This window comes from Campylobacter concisus (assembly GCF_003048775.2).
Lineage (GTDB): Bacteria > Campylobacterota > Campylobacteria > Campylobacterales > Campylobacteraceae > Campylobacter_A > Campylobacter_A concisus_I.
The window spans coordinates 1,767,371-1,783,376 of sequence record NZ_CP049272.1; the positions used below are offsets into that span (position 1 = coordinate 1,767,371).

Annotated in this window: 17 protein-coding genes; 6 read left to right on the plus strand and 11 right to left on the minus strand. The window is 40.1% G+C overall.

Features of this window, described 5'->3' with window-relative positions; all coding sequences use genetic code 11:
* Positions 1-192 precede the first annotated feature (192 nt).
* Together CVT17_RS08940 and CVT17_RS08945 are read right to left on the minus strand one after the other, a co-directional pair.
* Positions 193-744, minus strand: a complete 552-nt coding sequence (locus tag CVT17_RS08940) for an NAD(P)H-dependent oxidoreductase (protein ID WP_084109917.1) — start codon at positions 742-744, stop codon at positions 193-195.
* A 105-nt stretch (positions 745-849) separates the two neighbouring features.
* Positions 850-2,484: a CTP synthase gene (locus tag CVT17_RS08945; RefSeq protein WP_107858874.1), complete on the minus strand. Its 1,635-nt coding sequence runs from the start codon at positions 2,482-2,484 to the stop codon at positions 850-852.
* A gap of 125 nt (positions 2,485-2,609) precedes the next feature.
* Here CVT17_RS08945 and CVT17_RS08950 point away from each other — a divergent pair, with 125 nt between their 5' ends.
* From CVT17_RS08950 to CVT17_RS08965, 4 genes are all read left to right on the plus strand, one after another.
* Positions 2,610-2,825 carry a DUF4492 domain-containing protein gene (locus CVT17_RS08950; RefSeq protein ID WP_021091886.1) on the plus strand — a complete coding sequence of 72 codons (216 nt, stop codon included), beginning with the start codon at positions 2,610-2,612 and terminating at the stop codon, positions 2,823-2,825.
* A gap of 1 nt (position 2,826) precedes the next feature.
* A complete protein-coding gene (locus CVT17_RS08955) occupies positions 2,827-4,362 on the plus strand; it encodes a cytochrome ubiquinol oxidase subunit I (protein WP_107858873.1) in 1,536 nt (511 codons plus the stop codon).
* The gene (locus CVT17_RS08960) at positions 4,355-5,479 is read left to right on the plus strand and encodes a cytochrome d ubiquinol oxidase subunit II (RefSeq protein ID WP_107858872.1); all 1,125 of its coding nucleotides are present in this window, start codon (positions 4,355-4,357) and stop codon (positions 5,477-5,479) included. Before CVT17_RS08955 ends, CVT17_RS08960 begins: the two co-directional genes overlap by 8 nt.
* A 265-nt stretch (positions 5,480-5,744) precedes the next feature.
* Positions 5,745-7,514: an aryl-sulfate sulfotransferase gene (locus tag CVT17_RS08965; protein ID WP_107858871.1), complete on the plus strand. Its 1,770-nt coding sequence runs from the start codon at positions 5,745-5,747 to the stop codon at positions 7,512-7,514.
* Between the two features lie 35 nt (positions 7,515-7,549).
* Here CVT17_RS08965 and CVT17_RS08970 read toward each other — a convergent pair whose 3' ends face one another.
* Positions 7,550-7,900 carry a hypothetical protein gene (locus CVT17_RS08970; RefSeq protein WP_107858870.1) on the minus strand — a complete coding sequence of 117 codons (351 nt, stop codon included), beginning with the start codon at positions 7,898-7,900 and terminating at the stop codon, positions 7,550-7,552.
* 74 nt (positions 7,901-7,974) lie between these two features.
* Complete coding sequence (locus CVT17_RS08975) at positions 7,975-8,178, minus strand: hypothetical protein (protein WP_107858869.1); 204 nt, start codon at positions 8,176-8,178, stop codon at positions 7,975-7,977.
* A gap of 244 nt (positions 8,179-8,422) precedes the next feature.
* Between CVT17_RS08975 and ilvD the strand changes: the two genes are divergently transcribed.
* Positions 8,423-10,096 (plus strand): dihydroxy-acid dehydratase, encoded by a 1,674-nt coding sequence (ilvD, locus tag CVT17_RS08980; RefSeq protein WP_107858868.1) that lies wholly within the window; start codon positions 8,423-8,425, stop codon positions 10,094-10,096.
* Positions 10,097-10,176: 80 nt separating this feature from the next.
* Positions 10,177-11,745, plus strand: coding sequence for a DNA recombination protein RmuC (gene rmuC / locus CVT17_RS08985; RefSeq protein WP_107858867.1), 1,569 nt, complete (start codon positions 10,177-10,179; stop codon positions 11,743-11,745).
* Positions 11,746-11,774: 29 nt separating this feature from the next.
* Here the strand turns inward: rmuC and CVT17_RS08990 are convergent, their stop codons facing one another.
* From CVT17_RS08990 to CVT17_RS09015, 7 genes are all read right to left on the minus strand, one after another.
* On the minus strand, positions 11,775-12,065 hold the full coding sequence (locus CVT17_RS08990) for a DUF5339 domain-containing protein (protein WP_084109925.1): 291 nt from the start codon (positions 12,063-12,065) through the stop codon (positions 11,775-11,777).
* A gap of 115 nt (positions 12,066-12,180) precedes the next feature.
* A complete protein-coding gene (locus tag CVT17_RS08995) occupies positions 12,181-12,825 on the minus strand; it encodes a ferritin family protein (protein ID WP_103600576.1) in 645 nt (214 codons plus the stop codon).
* Between the two features lie 93 nt (positions 12,826-12,918).
* Positions 12,919-13,143: a DUF2798 domain-containing protein gene (locus CVT17_RS09000; RefSeq protein WP_107858866.1), complete on the minus strand. Its 225-nt coding sequence runs from the start codon at positions 13,141-13,143 to the stop codon at positions 12,919-12,921.
* Positions 13,140-13,700, minus strand: a complete 561-nt coding sequence (locus CVT17_RS09005) for an NAD(P)H-dependent oxidoreductase (RefSeq protein ID WP_107858865.1) — start codon at positions 13,698-13,700, stop codon at positions 13,140-13,142. Before CVT17_RS09005 ends, CVT17_RS09000 begins: the two co-directional genes overlap by 4 nt.
* Positions 13,701-13,729: 29 nt before the next feature.
* Positions 13,730-13,939 (minus strand): tannase/feruloyl esterase family alpha/beta hydrolase, encoded by a 210-nt coding sequence (locus CVT17_RS09405; RefSeq protein ID WP_230853292.1) that lies wholly within the window; start codon positions 13,937-13,939, stop codon positions 13,730-13,732.
* The gene (locus tag CVT17_RS09010; protein WP_230853293.1) at positions 13,905-15,302 is read right to left on the minus strand and encodes a tannase/feruloyl esterase family alpha/beta hydrolase; all 1,398 of its coding nucleotides are present in this window, start codon (positions 15,300-15,302) and stop codon (positions 13,905-13,907) included. The genes CVT17_RS09405 and CVT17_RS09010 overlap by 35 nt, the downstream gene beginning before the upstream one ends.
* An 8-nt stretch (positions 15,303-15,310) precedes the next feature.
* On the minus strand, positions 15,311-15,991 hold the full coding sequence (locus CVT17_RS09015) for a putative quinol monooxygenase (protein ID WP_107858864.1): 681 nt from the start codon (positions 15,989-15,991) through the stop codon (positions 15,311-15,313).
* Positions 15,992-16,006 lie beyond the last annotated feature (15 nt).

Genomic DNA, 16,006 nt, shown 5'->3' on the forward strand with positions numbered 1-16,006 from the left:
ATTTAATTTCTTATAATTTTAAATGAAAGTAAGATTTTAGGGCTCATAGCAAGCTTAAAAGCTTTGTTAAATTGATAGTCTTTACAAATTTAACGCGCCAAAAATAGTAAGCATTAGCAAAAATTTATACAATTAAATTTATAAATTTTTAAATAGTTTATACCATAAAGTTTAAACCATTTTTGTAAAAATTTACTCCAAATTTCTCAAAAACTCCGCGTATTCTCTAGCGTCGCGCTCCAAATCGTCCTGGCTTGATACGTAGTCCACGCCCGGAGTCTCCTCGGCGCCGTAAAATGCAAAAAAGTCGCGGTAATCGGCGTGAAAATAGTATTTAAACGCAAGCTCAAACGGCGTAAGAACCTCGCGCAAGCTAAAATGATAGCGTCCTTGCGGGCAGTAGTCGCTCTTTTTGATGCCTGCGGTCACGGCTAGCGCCACCTTGCGCCCTGCTATACCATCCGAGCCGCGTCCGTAGGCAAAACCATGCGTCATCACCGCGTCGATCCATGATTTTAAAATCGGAGGGCAGGAGAAGTTGTGAAGCGGAAATTGCAAAACGAGGGCGTCGTGGGCTCTGATGAGCTCTTGCTCACGCGCGGTGTCTATGTTGCCGTCCGCGTAAACCTGCGTCAAATCATGAACGCTAAAGCGCTGCGGCTCTTTGAGAGCCTCTTGTAGCAGGCGCTTGTTTATGACCGAGTTTTGGATATCAGGGTGTGCTAAGATGATTAGAGTTTTCATTTTTGTCCTTAAAAATTTATGGCAAGTAGTGGGATTTATTTGATAAATAATTTAATAAAAACAGCAAAATTTTAAAAGAATTTTTAGAGCCAGATGGCTCTAAATTTAAGATTTAACGTTTTCTAAACTTGCCTTTATAAAGCCTAATATCACAGGATTTGGCTTAGTTAGACGGCTAGTAAATTCAGGATGACACTGCACGCCCACAAACCACGGATGGCCTTTTAGCTCGATAGCCTCTATAAGTCCATCGCTCTCACCGCTTACCAAAAGACCATTTTTCTCAAAAATTTCTTTATATTTTGGATTTGCCTCGTAGCGGTGGCGGTGACGCTCTTTTACACTCTTTGCATTGCCATAAATTTCAGCTAGAAGTGTCTTTGGTTTTATCTCACAGTTATATGCTCCAAGCCTCATCGTGCCGCCAAGTGGGCTTGTGTGCGTTCTTATCTGTTTTTTGCCATGAGCGTCGATAAAGCTATCGATTAGATAGATGATAGGGTTTTTACACTCTTTGTCAAATTCCATAGAATTTGCATCTTCTAAGCCTAAAACATCCCTTGCAAACTCAATGAGTGCTAGCTGCATGCCAAGGCAAATTCCAAGATAAGGGATCTTATTTTCACGAGCAAATTTTATAGCTTGCATCTTGCCTAAAACGCCCCTTTCACCAAAGCCACCAGCGACTAAGATACCATCAACGTCTTTTAAAAGCTCATTTACATTGTTCTCTTCTATCTTTTCGCTATCTATCCAGCGTAAATTTACCCTAGCGTCTAAATTTGCTCCAGCGTGAATGATGCCCTCAGTTAGGCTCTTGTAGCTCTCTTTTAGGTCGATATATTTACCCACAAATGCTATTGTAGTTTCATTTGTTGGAGCGATTATCCTTTTTACTAGGCTATCCCACTTTGCCATGTCTGGTTTTAGCTCATTAAAGCCTAAATTTTCTGCTATCGGCGTTAATATATCTTGCTTTAAAAATGAAAGCGGAATTTGATAGATACTTGCGCTGTCTAAGCTCTCTATGACACAATTTTTCTCAACACCACAGCTTGCTGCGATCTTATCTTTTAGCTCGCGGTTTAGTGGCATTTCAGATCTGCAGATGATGATATCTGGTGTTATGCCTATACGTCTTAACTCACCTACGCTATGCTGGGTTGGCTTTGTCTTTAGCTCGCCAGCTACTTTGATAAATGGCACAAGCGTTAGGTGGATATTTAGCGCTCTTTTTTTGCCAACTTCCACCCTTAGCGCTCTTATCGCCTCTAAAAATGGTAATCCCTCGATGTCGCCAACGGTTCCGCCGATCTCAACTATGAGCACGTCTTTACCTTCGCCTGCTTTTTTGATGCGATCAACTATCTCGCCAACGATGTGAGGGATCACTTGTATAGTCTTTCCAAGGTAATCGCCTCTTCGCTCTTTTTCTATAACAGAGCTATAAACTCTACCCGTTGTGAAGTTATTATCTTGACTTAGGCTCTCATCTAAAAATCTCTCATAATGCCCCAAATCCAAATCTGTCTCTGCACCATCGTCTGTGACAAAGACTTCGCCGTGTTCTAACGGGCTCATAGTGCCTGGATCTACGTTGATATATGGGTCAGCTTTTAAAACACTTACTTTTAGTCCGGAATTTTTTAAAAGAGTCGCTATAGACGCAGCTGCAATGCCTTTTCCAAGTGAGCTTAAAACACCACCCGTGATAAAAATGTACTTCGTCTCTTTTGTCATTAAATTTCCTTAAATTTATTTATTTTTTAATTGCGGATTATACCCCTTAAATATTTAGTAAGGCATTAATCGTATAAATTTTAAAAATTATTCTTTAAGTCTTTTTGTTATAGACTTCAAAAACTATGATAAAAAACTACTTAAACATCATTGCCTCTTTATATATAGAGGGCTTTAAAAACATGAAAATAGGCAAAAAATTATGGCTTCTCATAATAATAAAGCTTATCATCATGTTTGGAATTTTAAAAGCCTTTATCTTTAACGAGACTCTAAATACCAAATTTCAAACCGACGAAGAAAAAAGCGAATTTGTAATTCGTAATTTAATAAAGGAATAAAATGTCTGAGATGGATTTTGTTGATTGGTCTAGGGCTCAGTTTGCGCTGACTGCCATTTACCACTTTTTGTTTGTCCCACTTACTTTGGGGCTAAGTTTTATCATCGCCATTATGGAGACGATATATGTCAAAACTGGCGATAAAGTCTGGCTTGAGATAACGAAATTTTGGCTAAAGCTCTTTGGTATAAATTTCGCTATCGGTGTGGCTACTGGCATCATCATGGAGTTTGAGTTTGGTACAAACTGGGCGAATTACAGCTGGTTTGTCGGCGATATATTTGGCGCTCCTCTTGCGATTGAAGGCTTGCTCGCATTTTTTATGGAGAGTACATTTTTTGCCATTATGTTTTTTGGCTGGGAAAAGGTTAGTAAGAAATTTCACCTACTTTCAACTTGGCTTGTCGCGATCGGTTCAAATTTAAGTGCGCTTTGGATCTTGATCGCAAATGGCTGGATGCAGTATCCAATAGGCATGAAATTTAACCCAGATACCGCCAGAATGGAGATGGAGAATTTCTTTGAAGTCGCGCTAAATCCTCTTGGTATTAGCAAATTTTTACACACAGTAACTAGCGGCTACACCATCTCAGCTATCTTTGTGATAGGAATTTCTGCTTGGTTTTTGATAAAAAAACGCCACATCTTGCTAGCTAAAAAAAGTATCGTCGTTGCTAGCGCATTTGGCCTTATCACATCGGCATTTTTGCTACTTAGCGGCGATGAGAGCGCATATTTTGTAGCTCAAAAGCAGCCTATGAAGCTAGCAGCCATGGAGGGACTTTATAAGGGCGAGAAAAATGCTGATCTAGTTGCTGCTGGTATTTTAAACCTAGCTAAAAAGCTTGGCGACGAGAGCGAGCCATTTTTACTTGAGATAAAGGTGCCTTATGCACTTGGCATCATGGCAAACAGAGAGCTTGACTCATTTACACCAGGTATAAATGACCTACTTTATGGCAATAGCGAACATAATCTAATAAGCGTCGAAGAGAAGATGGCAAAGGGCAAAGTAGCTATCGAAGCTCTTAAAAACTACAAAGAGGCTAAAAAAGCAAATGACGAGAGCTTGATGAAAAGCTCACTTTCAAATTTAGAGAGCAACCTAAATTTCTTAGGATATGGCTATCTTAAGGACGCAAAAGACGCTGTGCCGCCAGTTGCACTTACATTTTATAGCTTTCACATCATGGTCGCACTTGGCACTTATTTCATAGCTCTTTTTGCTATTACGCTCTATCTAAATCTTTCAAGAAAATATAAATTTGAAAACATAAGAGCGTTTTTGTGGATCTGCCTCTTTACCATACCGCTTGGCTACATCGCAGCTGAAGCTGGCTGGATAGTAGCAGAGGTCGGTCGTCAGCCATGGGTGATACAAGATCTCATGACCGTTGGCGTTGGAGCTACGAATTTAGCAGACTCAAATATCAAAATTTCATTTATATTATTTGCTGTTTTATTTACGGTCTTGCTGATAGCCGAGATCAAGATCATGCTTAAGCAAATAAAGATAGGATTTAACGACCATGCATAGTTTAGGTTTAGAAAATTTACAAATTTATTGGTGGTTTATAGTTAGCCTTCTTGGCGGACTTTTGGTCTTTATGATGTTTGTTCAGGGCGGCCAGTCGCTCATCTTTAGCCTTGGCAAGGATGAGCTTAAAAAAGATATGCTCATAAATTCTATCGGTAGAAAATGGGAGCTTACATTTACAACGCTTGTTATGTTTGGAGGCGCGTGCTTTGCGGCGTTCCCGCTATTTTACGCTACTAGCTTTGGTGGTGCCTACTGGGTTTGGCTGGCTATTTTATTTTGCTTTATCATCCAAGCTGTAAGCTACGAGTACCGCAAAAAGCCTGATAACTTCTTAGGCGCTAGAACTTATGAAATTTTCCTTTTCATAAATGGCTCACTTGGCGTTATCCTTATTGGCATGGCGGTTAGTACATTTTTTAGCGGAAGCGACTTTGTGCTAAATGAGCATAACTTTGTCGATTGGAAGACTCCTTTTCGCGGTCTTGAAGCTTTGGCAAATCCTTACTTGTATTTGCTTGGTATAGCGATGTTTTTCTTATCTCGCGTAGGCGGCTGCTTATATCTTATAAACAACATCGCTGATGGCGAATTTATACAAAACGCTAGAAAACAGCTACTTATCAACACCGTGCTATTCTTGCCATTTTTCTTAGGCTTTCTTGCTTGGGTGCTTACAAAAGATGGCTTTGCATACGACGCAAATGGCGTAGTTAGCCTTATGCCTTACAAATATGCTATAAATTTGATCGAGATGCCTATCGTCGGTATATTGCTTCTTGTTGGCGTTGTTTTGGTACTTGTTGGAATTTTCCAAGGAGTATTTACAAAAAGTATTCGTGGAATTTTTGCTTACGGCGTTGGCGTTACGCTAGCTGTAACTGCGCTATTTTTGATAACAGGCCTAAATGGCACTGCATTTTATCCGTCATTTAGCGACCTTGCTAGCTCGCTAACTATCAAAAATGCAAGCTCAAGCCACTACACACTTGGCGTTATGGCATATGTTAGCTTGCTAGTACCAGTAGTGCTTGCTTATATCATCGTCGTCTGGAGAGCGATAGATAGCAAGAAGATCACGCAAGACGAGATCAAAAACGATCATCACGCATACTAAGGATAAAAGATGTTAGAAGCAGGAATTTTTTTGATACTTTGGCCAGTGACATTGTTTGCTAGCTATAAATTTGTTCTTTTTTCTCTTAAGAAATTTGACGCAAATAACTAAAATTTAGGGGCATTTGCTCCTAAATTCTTCTTTTTATTTTCACCCTTTAAAACAACTCTTTTATAAATTTATTTAAGCCACTTTTCATATAAGCGTTAGTTTTGTGTGAAATTTGGGTAGTAAGATATCATTAAATTTTATTAAAGGAGCGAAAATGAGCAAGAATTTCTTAGGTTCTGTTGCCCTTGCGGCTGTTTTGGTTAGTGGTCTTAGTATAGGCATCACTCCACTAGAGGCTGGAGTCCTGGCTCATCACGTAAAGGTTCAAGGCGAGCTTGGATCAGTCTTTATAAACCCTTACGACGTATCGCCTCTAACTGCTATCATTGATAGAGCTGGCAAAGACATCAAAGATATCCACGTCAAAGTAAAAGGCAAGCCAGATGGCGGTATCGACATCGACTACAACGTCTCAGAGCATGCCCTGCTTACGCATGATGGTGTGCCTATTTGGGGACTTTACCCTGACTATCTAAACGAGGTCATCGTTAGCTACACGTTTAACGGAGCTAAAAAGGTAGAAACATATAAAATTTACGCCCAACCTATCGTCACATATAGCCGTGATTTTAGGTTCTCACACATGCAAAAGACTCGCGTCAAAAAGGTCGATCCTGCCTTTAAAAACAGGCTCTATCTCATAAATAATACAATTACAAGCGTCTATAAACCGCTTGATTGGAAAAATGGCGGAGCTGCTAGCTGGAACGACTTTACCGAAAACTACATCGTAGATACCAAAGGCGAGGTTAGATGGTACCTTGACTATCAGAAATTTTACGACCGAAGCGAGCGCAGAGTGATGGATGGAGGCATGATGATGGGCTTTCATCAACTCAAAAACGGCGATATCAGCTTTGGCATGGCTCAAAGATATCTAAGATATGACCTTATGGGAAAAGAAATTTATAACCGCCCGCTTCCAAGAGGCTACATCGATCTAAGCCATGAAGTTATGCCATTAAAGGATGATCACGCACTTCTTAGGGTTGGCAAATACAACTACCACCACAAAGATGGCAAAATTTCTCACACTATAAGAGATCACATCATCGAGGTCGATAACACTGGTAAAGTGGTCGAAGAGTGGGATCTAAATGAAATTTTTGGCAACAACGTCTACCGCAGCAATCTCATAAAAGCGCTTGATGCAAGAGCTGTTTGCCTAAATATCGATATGAACGCAAAAGAGATAAAGATAAGCGACGATCAGCCATTTGGTGACATCACCTCTACTGGCACAGGCAGAAACTGGGCTCACGTAAACTCTATCTCATATGATGAGAGCGACGATAGTATTATCCTCTCACTTCGCCACCAAGGTATCGTTAAAATCGGCCGCGATAAAAAAGTAAAATGGATACTAGCTTCGCCTGAGGGTTGGAGTGAAGAATTTAAAGCCAAAGTACTAACTCCAGTCGATAGCAAAGGCAATAAGATAAAATGCGAAAACTCAAAATGCGAGGGCGAATTTGACTGGTCATGGACTCAGCACACTGCATGGCTAACGCCAAGATACGACAACAAAGGCAGCATAAAACACCTAAGCGTCTTTGACAATGGCGATGCAAGAGGCATGGAGCAGCCAGCCTTTAAAGAGGATAAATACTCTCGTGCGGTTGAGTACAAGATAGATGAGAAAAAGGGCACGGTTGAACAAACTTGGCAGTTTGGTAAGGAGCGTGGCTTTGACTTTTATAGTGCAGTTACTAGCAACGTCGAGTGGCAAAAGGATAAAAATACCTACTTCATCTCAAGCTCAAATGTAAATTTACTCCGTCCTGACAAGACTATCAAAATGGTCTTAGTTGAGATCGATCCAAAGACAAATGAGATCAAATTTGAGATGGACGTGGACTCTGCTTCAAGAGATGATGTCGCTTATAGGGCGATGGTTATTGATCCGGAGGTATTTAGTTATTAGCAGTATCTGGTGTGAGATTTTTCTCGCACCAGCTTTTAGTTGTTGTTTTGAAATTTATATATTGCTTCTTTGATTCTAGTAAGGTTAAAATTTATCGCTCGCTCTAGCTCTGGCAAGTCTATATCTTTATCCGCTTCAAATGCTTTTACCATCTCGCTTAGCTCTTTTATCTCATCACTTGCAAGAACTATGCTTTTAAAATTATCATCGTCTATCTGGTCAAATTTTAAAAAGATCGATGCAAATTTATCTTTCAAAATTTCTTTACTTAGCTTTCTATTTTCCAAAGCTTTCTTTGTTCCACCATTTTTATTACAGGTTCTAAATATAGAATCTATTGTTTCATTCACTTCATCAAGTAAAATTTCTGTTTTTTCACTTTGCATATAAAACTCTCTTAACTATAAAATAAATTTAAAATAAAAGCTAATCGCTCTTGTTTTGGAGATTAGAAGTTGTTTTACTTCTTCGCGTAAAAAGGAAAAATTAAAGTTGTATTTGTGAAGTTATTTTCATAAAAGTTTGTGCCAGAATTTAAAATTTTAGTTTGCATTGGCATCACTTTTATGCCCTCTGTTTTTGCGATCATTTTCTCATCCTTGTTAAAAAATTTTATCGCATTGTATAAATTTTCATAGATCTTGTAAATTGTACCAAGGTACAATAAAGCCCTATAAATCAATATTTATAACACATTGATAATATTTTTACGTTATTATTTTGCATACTGCTTTGATTAAAATTACCGAAATTTCGTAGCTATTTAGCTCATCCTTTTTGGATAAATTTTAAAAATTTAATGTGTTATTTATGTAATAAAAAAATTTTTAAATTTGCAAAATTTTTTTAAAATCTTTGATACTTTATATGTGATAAAATCCTCTCAAATTTTAAAAAAAGGATCAAATTTGAGAAGCGACATAATCAAAAAAGGCTACACAAGAGCCCCACACCGCTCACTTTTACGTGCGACTGGGCTAAAAGACGAGGACTTTGCTAAGCCATTTATCGGCGTTGCAAACAGCTTTATAGAGATCATCCCTGGGCACTTTTTCTTAAACAAATACGCTCAAATTTTAAAAGATGAAATTCGCAAAAATGGCTGTATTCCATTTGAGTTTAACTGCATCGGCGTGGATGACGGCATAGCGATGGGGCATGGCGGCATGCTATATAGCTTGCCTAGCCGCGAGATCATCGCAAACTCGATAGAAACCGTGATGAACGCTCATGCACTTGACGCACTTGTTTGTATGCCAAACTGCGACAAGATCGTCCCTGGCATGGTTATGGGTGCTTTAAGAGTAAATGTACCGACCGTGTTTGTAAGCGGTGGCCCTATGAAAAAAGGCTACACAAAAGATGGCAAGCCAATTGACCTTGCGACTGCATTTGAGGCGGTTGGTAAATTTGAGACCAAAGAGATAGACGAGGCCGAGCTAAAAGATATCGAGTGCAACGCATGTCCAAGTGGTGGCAGCTGTAGCGGTATGTTTACGGCAAATTCTATGAACACACTTTGTGAAGCGATGGGCATAGCACTCCCTGGCAACGGCACTATCCTAGCGCTAACCCCAGAGCGTGAGGAGCTTATTAGACAGGCTGCTCGCAGGATCTGTGAGATCGCACTTGATGAGAAATTTCAGATAAGAAACATACTAAATGAAAAGGCGATCCGCAACGCACTTGTCGTTGATATGGCGATGGGTGGCAGTAGTAACACCGTCCTTCACATGCTAGCTATCTCAAGAGAGGCTGGCGTAAATTTAGACATCAAAGAGCTAAATAAGATCAGCCAAAATATCGCTCACATCGCTAAGATTAGCCCAAGCTTACCAAATGTACACATGGAGGACATCGGCAGAGCTGGTGGTATGAATGCAGTGATAAAAGAAATTTCACGCAGAGATAATGGCATGCTAAATTTAGACAATCTCACAGTTAGTGGCGAAACTCTGGGAGAGCGCGTAAAGGTAAGTGACATCAAAGATGAAAGCATCATTCACAAAGTAGAAAACGCCTATTCGCAAGTTGGTGGACTTGCCATTTTGTTTGGAAATTTAGCCGAGCAAGGCTGTGTCATCAAGACAGCTGGCATCGTTGGTGAGCGTAAATTTAGCGGCAAAGCAGTCTGCTTTAACTCGCAAGATGAAGCCATAGCTGGCATCTCAAGCGGTAAAGTAGATAAAGGCGACGTCGTCGTCATCCGCTACGAAGGTCCGCGCGGAGGCCCTGGCATGCAAGAGATGCTAAGCCCTACTTCGCTCATCATGGGGCGAGGACTTGGCGCGGACGTGGCGCTCATCACAGATGGTCGCTTTAGCGGAGCAACAAGAGGTCTAAGTATCGGCCACGTGAGCCCAGAAGCGGCTGAAGGCGGCATGATAGGCTTGCTGCAAGATGGCGATATCATAGATATAGACGTCGATAAATACGAGATAAATGTTCGCCTAAGCGAGGCTGAGATCGAAAAGAGAAGAGCGGAATTTAAGCCAGTTGATAAACCGCTAACATCTCGCTGGCTAAGACAGTATCAAAAACTAGTCACAAACGCAAGCAACGGAGCGGTGCTAGAAGCATAAAAATTTATCATAAAAGCAAGGAGTAGTCTCTTTGCTTTTATAAAAATATTAAAATTTTCTTCACTTTTTAAGGATACTAAATGCAACAAGATTTATATTTTTATGCCGCCATATTTTTAGGAGTACTATTTTTGATTGCGATATTTGTCATCTACTCATTTAATAGAGACAAACTCGAGCTAAAAAGAAATTTGACACAAAGAGAGCAAGAAAATTTTGAAATTTCATCAAATTTTGCAAATTTATCATCTCAAAATAGTGAAAATTTGCAACTAATCAGCGAACAAAAAGCAAGGCTTATGTCAAATCACGAGCGAATATACGAGCTTATCGGTGAGATCGATTCGCTAAAGACCAAAATAGCACAAAAAGACGAAGCTGAAGATGCGATGGAGCGTGTAATAAACGAGCTTAAAGAGAGTATCGGTACAGCAAATGAACGAGCTAAAAACAATGAAACAAATTTTAATGCGGCACTAACCGAACTAAATCAAAATAAAAATGCTTTAGTTGAAGCAAGTGAGAGAGAAAATAGATTAAAACGTGATATGGCTGTCCTTAGAAATGAAATAGAAGCAAAAGAAAATAGCCTAAAAGAGCAAGAGGCAAATTTATTAAAAGTAAAAAATGAGTTAAATTTGGAATTTTCTAATCTTGCAAATAAAATATTTGAAGAAAAAAGTGCAAATTTTACACAAAATAGCCAAAATTCTTTAGATCTTTTACTAAAGCCACTAAAGGAGCAAATTTCAACCTTTCAAGAGCGCGTAAATGCAGTCCACGATGCATCAGTTAAAGGCATGAGCGCACTAGGAACGCAGATTAAGCAAATAAGTGAAATTGGTATCTCAATGTCAAAAGAGGCAAATTCACTAGCCACTGCACTAAAAGGTAGCAATAAAACACTTGGAAACTGGGGTGAAATACAGCTTGAACGCACATTTGAGGCTTCTGGGCTTGTAAAAGATGAGCATTACCTGACACAACAAAATTTCAAGAACGAAGAAGGCAAACGTCTTATTCCTGATTTTATAGTAAAGATACCAGATGGCAAACACCTAATAGTTGATTCTAAAGTCTCACTTATAGCTTACGAAAAGGCTATCACGGCCAGCAATGAGGAGGAGCTAAATTTAGCATTGAAAGAGCATATTGCTTCTATGAAAAATCACATAGATAGCTTAAATAGCAAGAATTACGGCGAGATCGTACCTGATAGCCCTGATTTCGTATTGATGTTTATACCAATTGAGCCAGCATATATCGAGGCTATGAAATTTGATAGTTCTCTTTTTGACTACGCATTTCAAAAGCGTGTAATACTAGTATCTCACACTACGCTTATGCCTATTCTTCGCACAGTGGCAAATTTGTGGCGAATAGAGCGTGGCAATGAAGAGGCCAAAAATATCGTAAAGAGTGCGATTAAAATTTATGATAAAGTCCGCAATGTGGCCGAGCATATGAATAGACTTAGCAATACACTAAATACTGCAAATAAACATTTTAACGCCCTTGCATCAAGTTTTAGTGGTAGAGATGGCCTTGTTAGTAGACTTGAAAATTTTAAACGCTTGTCCCCAGATGAGCAAAAAGATATAGAAGTAAAAGAGATCGGCGTAAATAACGAATTAGAAAAAGAGGATTAGGATATGGCTAGAAAAACTAGCCATAAAATTTATTTTAAAAGACCTTGTTTTTTCATTTGTTCCATTACTTGAGCAAACATCTCTTTAGCTTGTTTGCAAGTAGCGTCTTGTTGCTCTTTTGGAAGTGCAGCAAGTTGGTCCATTGATTGCTTCTTTTGATCTTCATAAATTTTTACTTGTTGCTCTTGACCAGCTTTTTTGTAAGCTTCGACCATTTTGTCGATGTCTGAGAAGTATGATTTGCAAGTATCTGTAAGATCTGCAGCGTTTAGGCTTAGTGCAAAGCCAAGAGTAGCTAAAACTAAAAGTGATTTTTTCATCTCTTTCTCCTTATAAAAATTTAAAATAATTATAGTACTTTTTGCTTATAAGAGAGTAAATTTGAAATAAAAAATTCATAGCCAAAGCTCTAAGCGCCTTGGCTATTTTGGCTTTTTAGCCTAGGAATTCGCGCTTAAAATACTCTTTTGGAGCTTTGCAAAGCGGGCAAGCACCTGGAGCTTTTTTGCCTCTGTGAACGTGTCCGCAGACCTCACAAACCCAGATATCTTCTTCATCACTCTCAAAAAAGCCCTCTTCATCAAGCATCTTTTTAAGCTCTAGATACTCCCTCTCATGCTCAACCTCAACCTTGCCGATCGCGTTAAATAGCCTCTCAACATCTCTTAGCTCTTCTTCTTTTGCGATCTTTGCAAAGTCTGGATACATTGTCGTATGCTCGTAGTTTTCGCCAGCTGCTGCATCAAGTAAATTTTTATCCATCTTATCGATCGGATCGTTCATTAGCTCGTGATATTTTTTAAACTCCGCTCTTGCGTGCCATTTCTCATTTTCAGCTGCCTCGTAAAAGTGCCTAGCAATAGCATGATAGCCTGCTTCTTTGGCTAGATCACCGTAAAGCTCATACTTGTTTCTAGCTTGTGATTCGCCAGCAAATGCCTTCATCAAATTTACCGCTGTTAAATTTTCAGTGATGCACTTCATCTCTTCGCCGCAACAGGTTAGTGTACCGCCGCCAACCTTTTGCACCTCGATCTCGTTGCCGCATTTTTCGCATTTGTATGTTTCGTACTGTCTCATTTTGACTCCTATTTTGATAAATTTTGAGTGGATTATAACCAAATAATTAAAATAAGTAAATAATAATTTTTATTGATAACGTATATTATTATTTTATTTTTTACACAAAATTTGTGTGAGTTTTGTTACAAATGGAGAGACTAGCAAAAGCACAGGATACGCCACTATAAAGGCTTTTACATAAGCAATTAGCCAAATTTTTACAAAGCCATCAATAAAACCAAGGTTTAGATATGTCAGCACAAATGACATGAAAAAAGCCATAAATGCTGACATTATAAACGCAAAAACATATTTATAAAATTTTGCTGGTATCATGAAATTTTGCCTATCAGCTCCTCTAGCCTCTTTGCATGATCAAGCGCCTTTTGCCTCATCAAAGCAAGCTTTGCCTCATCGTGCCTGCTCTGATATGATAACCCTCCGCTATAAACATAGCCTGCAAACTCCATACCACACATATTTGCTAACGCCTTAAGTGACGGCAAAAATTCCTCTATCTCATAGCGCTGAAGCGCCTCTTTTTTATAAAGCTCCTCAGGCGAGCCAGAAGTAAATGAAAGCACCAGCTTTTTGCCACGTAGCTTATCTCCCTTGCTGCCATGAGAGAAGCCATGAACTAGCACATCCTCAAACCACTTTTGCAAAAGTGACGGCACGCCGTACCAGAAAAATGGATAAACAAGCACGATTACATCAGCTTTTACTAGCTTTTCTTGCTCGGCTTTTACATCGATAGCATAGTTTTTATAAAGCTCGCTTAGTATGTCAAATTTAGCCTCTGGCAGGTGCTTTTTTAGCTCGCCCAAGATGATCTTATTCGCAAAAGAATTTTCAAGGTCGGTGTGACCTGATACGACTAAAATTTCACTCATTTTTGCCCCTTAAATTTACTTTCTTAAATTTACTTACAAACAAAGCTACTTGCCTTGCTAGCATCTCCGCCCACGTATGTAGCCACCTTTGGATAGGCACATACTAAAAATTCCTTGCCAGCGTAGGTCCTACTTTTTGCTAGCATTCTCTTTGGCGCTTCACCCTTTTCATGCCACGCTTCAAGCGCACCAAGCGGATCGACGTCATCTATGCCGTTGCCGCCACCGCAGTGGTTCATCCCAGGTAGCGCAAAAAAATGCCGCGAAATTTTGGCTATTTTCATTATCAGCCTCTAGCTTTTTAAACCAATCCCTTTGATCTTTTGCCGAGAAAACTGGGTCTGAAACGCCAGTTACGATGATTATCTTGCCGCCATTTGCGCTAAATGTGCTAAGGCTTGTTGAGATGGCGTCATTTATCGCTGCGGTCTCGAAAGTCTTTGGCGTGTCTTTGTCAAAGTCAAAATTTATCGTGTCAAAATTTGGCTGTGCTGGCGTTAGAAAATAATAATTCACCGAGCCGCTTGAAAGCGTGATATTTCTAGCGTTTGGCTTGGTGCTTTGTGAGTCGCCCAGCTTCCACTGCCTCCAGCCCTCAGCGCTCACGCCTGAGTCGTAAAACCAGCCGCTATAAATTTGCTCGCCCTTGCTGTTTTTGGCTCCGTTAAAGATTTTCTCTATCGCCTCTATCTTTTGCTTCTCTAAATTTAGACTTTTTGGATCAAATTTGCACGCCTCCCAAGCATTGATGATCCCATCTTTTAGTCCGTCTAAGCCGTCACATTTTTCTAGCACGGCGTGGCTTAGCTTGTCAAGGTCGTCCTTAGTTAGGGCATTTGCAAAAATTTTCTCGCCTTTTTCATTTTTCGGAGCTATCTTCATAAGGGCTTGGTTGTCCCACTGCTGAGCGATCGCCGCGCGAGATAGCCTAAAGCCAGGGTTTGCAGCGATGACGCCATCAAATTCAAGTGGATAGCGCTGGACTGCGATTAGTGCTGCCCTACCGCCATTTGAGCAGCCCATGAAGTAGCTATGTTTTGGCTTTTTGGCGTATGCGGTGGCTAAAATTTGCTTAGATGCGTCCGTTACCTTGCCGATCGCCTGATAGGCGTAGTCTAGCCTTGCTTGCTGATCTAGCCCAAACTCTGCCGTTGGCTCTGGGTGTCCTGAGTTTGTTGTAACTACCGCGTAGCCTCTAAGAAGCGCTGGCGTGGCTGTGCTTGTTCGTATCGGCACTGCGCCAAGAGCAGGTGCTACAAAGCCGTCCATACCGCCCCCACCTTGAAATAAAAATTTCTCATTCCACTGCTCTGGCAGCCTTAGCTCATAGTCTATCGCATACTCTTTGCCATCTGAGCCGGTGCGCTTATATAGTTTGCCATGCACCACGCAGTGAGGCTTTGCTTTGATAGTGTTTTTACTGCCACCAGTTAGCGCAGACATCTTATCGGCTGATACTTCGCCACTCTCATTCCACACCGCGTCTATCATCTCGTTGTTTAAAATTTTCACATCTTTTAAACTCTCACATCCAGCCCTATCAAGGGCAAAAGCTGTGCTACTAACAAGTGCTAGTGCGCAAAAAAGTGAAATTTTCTTCATAACATCTCCTAAAATTTTACCTTGCTAAATGAGATCTCGTTCTTAAGACCAAAGCCGTCAAATTCATCTATTAGCCCCGCTCGCTCTTTGGCGTAAGCCTTGTAGTTTTCGCTGTGGCGGTAGCTCTCAAAGCTAGCTTCGTCTTTGTAAATTTCAACCAGCACCCACTTGTTTGGCGCGTCCTTTTGACTAAAGGCAAACTGTGCAAATGCAGCGTCATCTACGCTTTTTTGCATATATTTTTTGATGATCTTTTCAAATTTCGTATCGCTTTTTGCTAAGAGGCTTAAATTTGTGATGTGAAAGTAGGCATCTTTTAGGCGCTCTGACGTTAAATTTTTAGAAAACGCAGCCCTCTTTTTCACGCTTGTAGCCTTTTTGCTAGCCAAAATTTCAGCGCTTGCGCTTGCAAATTTCTTAAAATGCGCCGAGCTTAGATGCTTTTTATAAGCCGCCTCATCCTCATAAAACTCAAGCACGTAAAATAGCTCTGGCTTACTCTTTGCACTCGCAAAAAAGATCGCCTGCGTGCCTGGCTCACTCTTTGAGCTAAGGATATTTTCCCTGCCAAGCTGCTTTAGCAAGCTCTTGTTATTTGGCGTTGAAAGCAGCTCGTATAAGCTCACTTTCGCCTCCGCCCCAAAGGCAAAAGCTGCCGAAAATACTAATAAAAATAGCTTTTTAATCATCAAATTTCCTTAAAT

Bases quoted from the DNA above. Each gene is read 5' to 3' on its own strand.
- CVT17_RS08995 (WP_103600576.1), bottom strand. From the start codon at position 12,825: ATGAGACAGTACGAAACATACAAATGCGAAAAATGCGGCAACGAGATC.
- CVT17_RS08970 (WP_107858870.1), bottom strand. From the start codon at position 7,900: ATGCAAAGTGAAAAAACAGAAATTTTACTTGATGAAGTGAATGAAACA.
- CVT17_RS09015 (WP_107858864.1), bottom strand. From the start codon at position 15,991: ATGATTAAAAAGCTATTTTTATTAGTATTTTCGGCAGCTTTTGCCTTT.
- CVT17_RS09405 (WP_230853292.1), bottom strand. From the start codon at position 13,939: ATGAACCACTGCGGTGGCGGCAACGGCATAGATGACGTCGATCCGCTT.
- CVT17_RS08960 (WP_107858872.1), top strand. From the start codon at position 4,355: ATGCATAGTTTAGGTTTAGAAAATTTACAAATTTATTGGTGGTTTATA.
- CVT17_RS09000 (WP_107858866.1), bottom strand. From the start codon at position 13,143: ATGATACCAGCAAAATTTTATAAATATGTTTTTGCGTTTATAATGTCA.
- CVT17_RS08940 (WP_084109917.1), bottom strand. From the start codon at position 744: ATGAAAACTCTAATCATCTTAGCACACCCTGATATCCAAAACTCGGTC.
- CVT17_RS08950 (WP_021091886.1), top strand. From the start codon at position 2,610: ATGATAAAAAACTACTTAAACATCATTGCCTCTTTATATATAGAGGGC.
- CVT17_RS08955 (WP_107858873.1), top strand. From the start codon at position 2,827: ATGTCTGAGATGGATTTTGTTGATTGGTCTAGGGCTCAGTTTGCGCTG.
- CVT17_RS08965 (WP_107858871.1), top strand. From the start codon at position 5,745: ATGAGCAAGAATTTCTTAGGTTCTGTTGCCCTTGCGGCTGTTTTGGTT.
- CVT17_RS08945 (WP_107858874.1), bottom strand. From the start codon at position 2,484: ATGACAAAAGAGACGAAGTACATTTTTATCACGGGTGGTGTTTTAAGC.
- CVT17_RS09005 (WP_107858865.1), bottom strand. From the start codon at position 13,700: ATGAGTGAAATTTTAGTCGTATCAGGTCACACCGACCTTGAAAATTCT.
- CVT17_RS09010 (WP_230853293.1), bottom strand. From the start codon at position 15,302: ATGAAGAAAATTTCACTTTTTTGCGCACTAGCACTTGTTAGTAGCACA.
- rmuC (WP_107858867.1), top strand. From the start codon at position 10,177: ATGCAACAAGATTTATATTTTTATGCCGCCATATTTTTAGGAGTACTA.
- CVT17_RS08990 (WP_084109925.1), bottom strand. From the start codon at position 12,065: ATGAAAAAATCACTTTTAGTTTTAGCTACTCTTGGCTTTGCACTAAGC.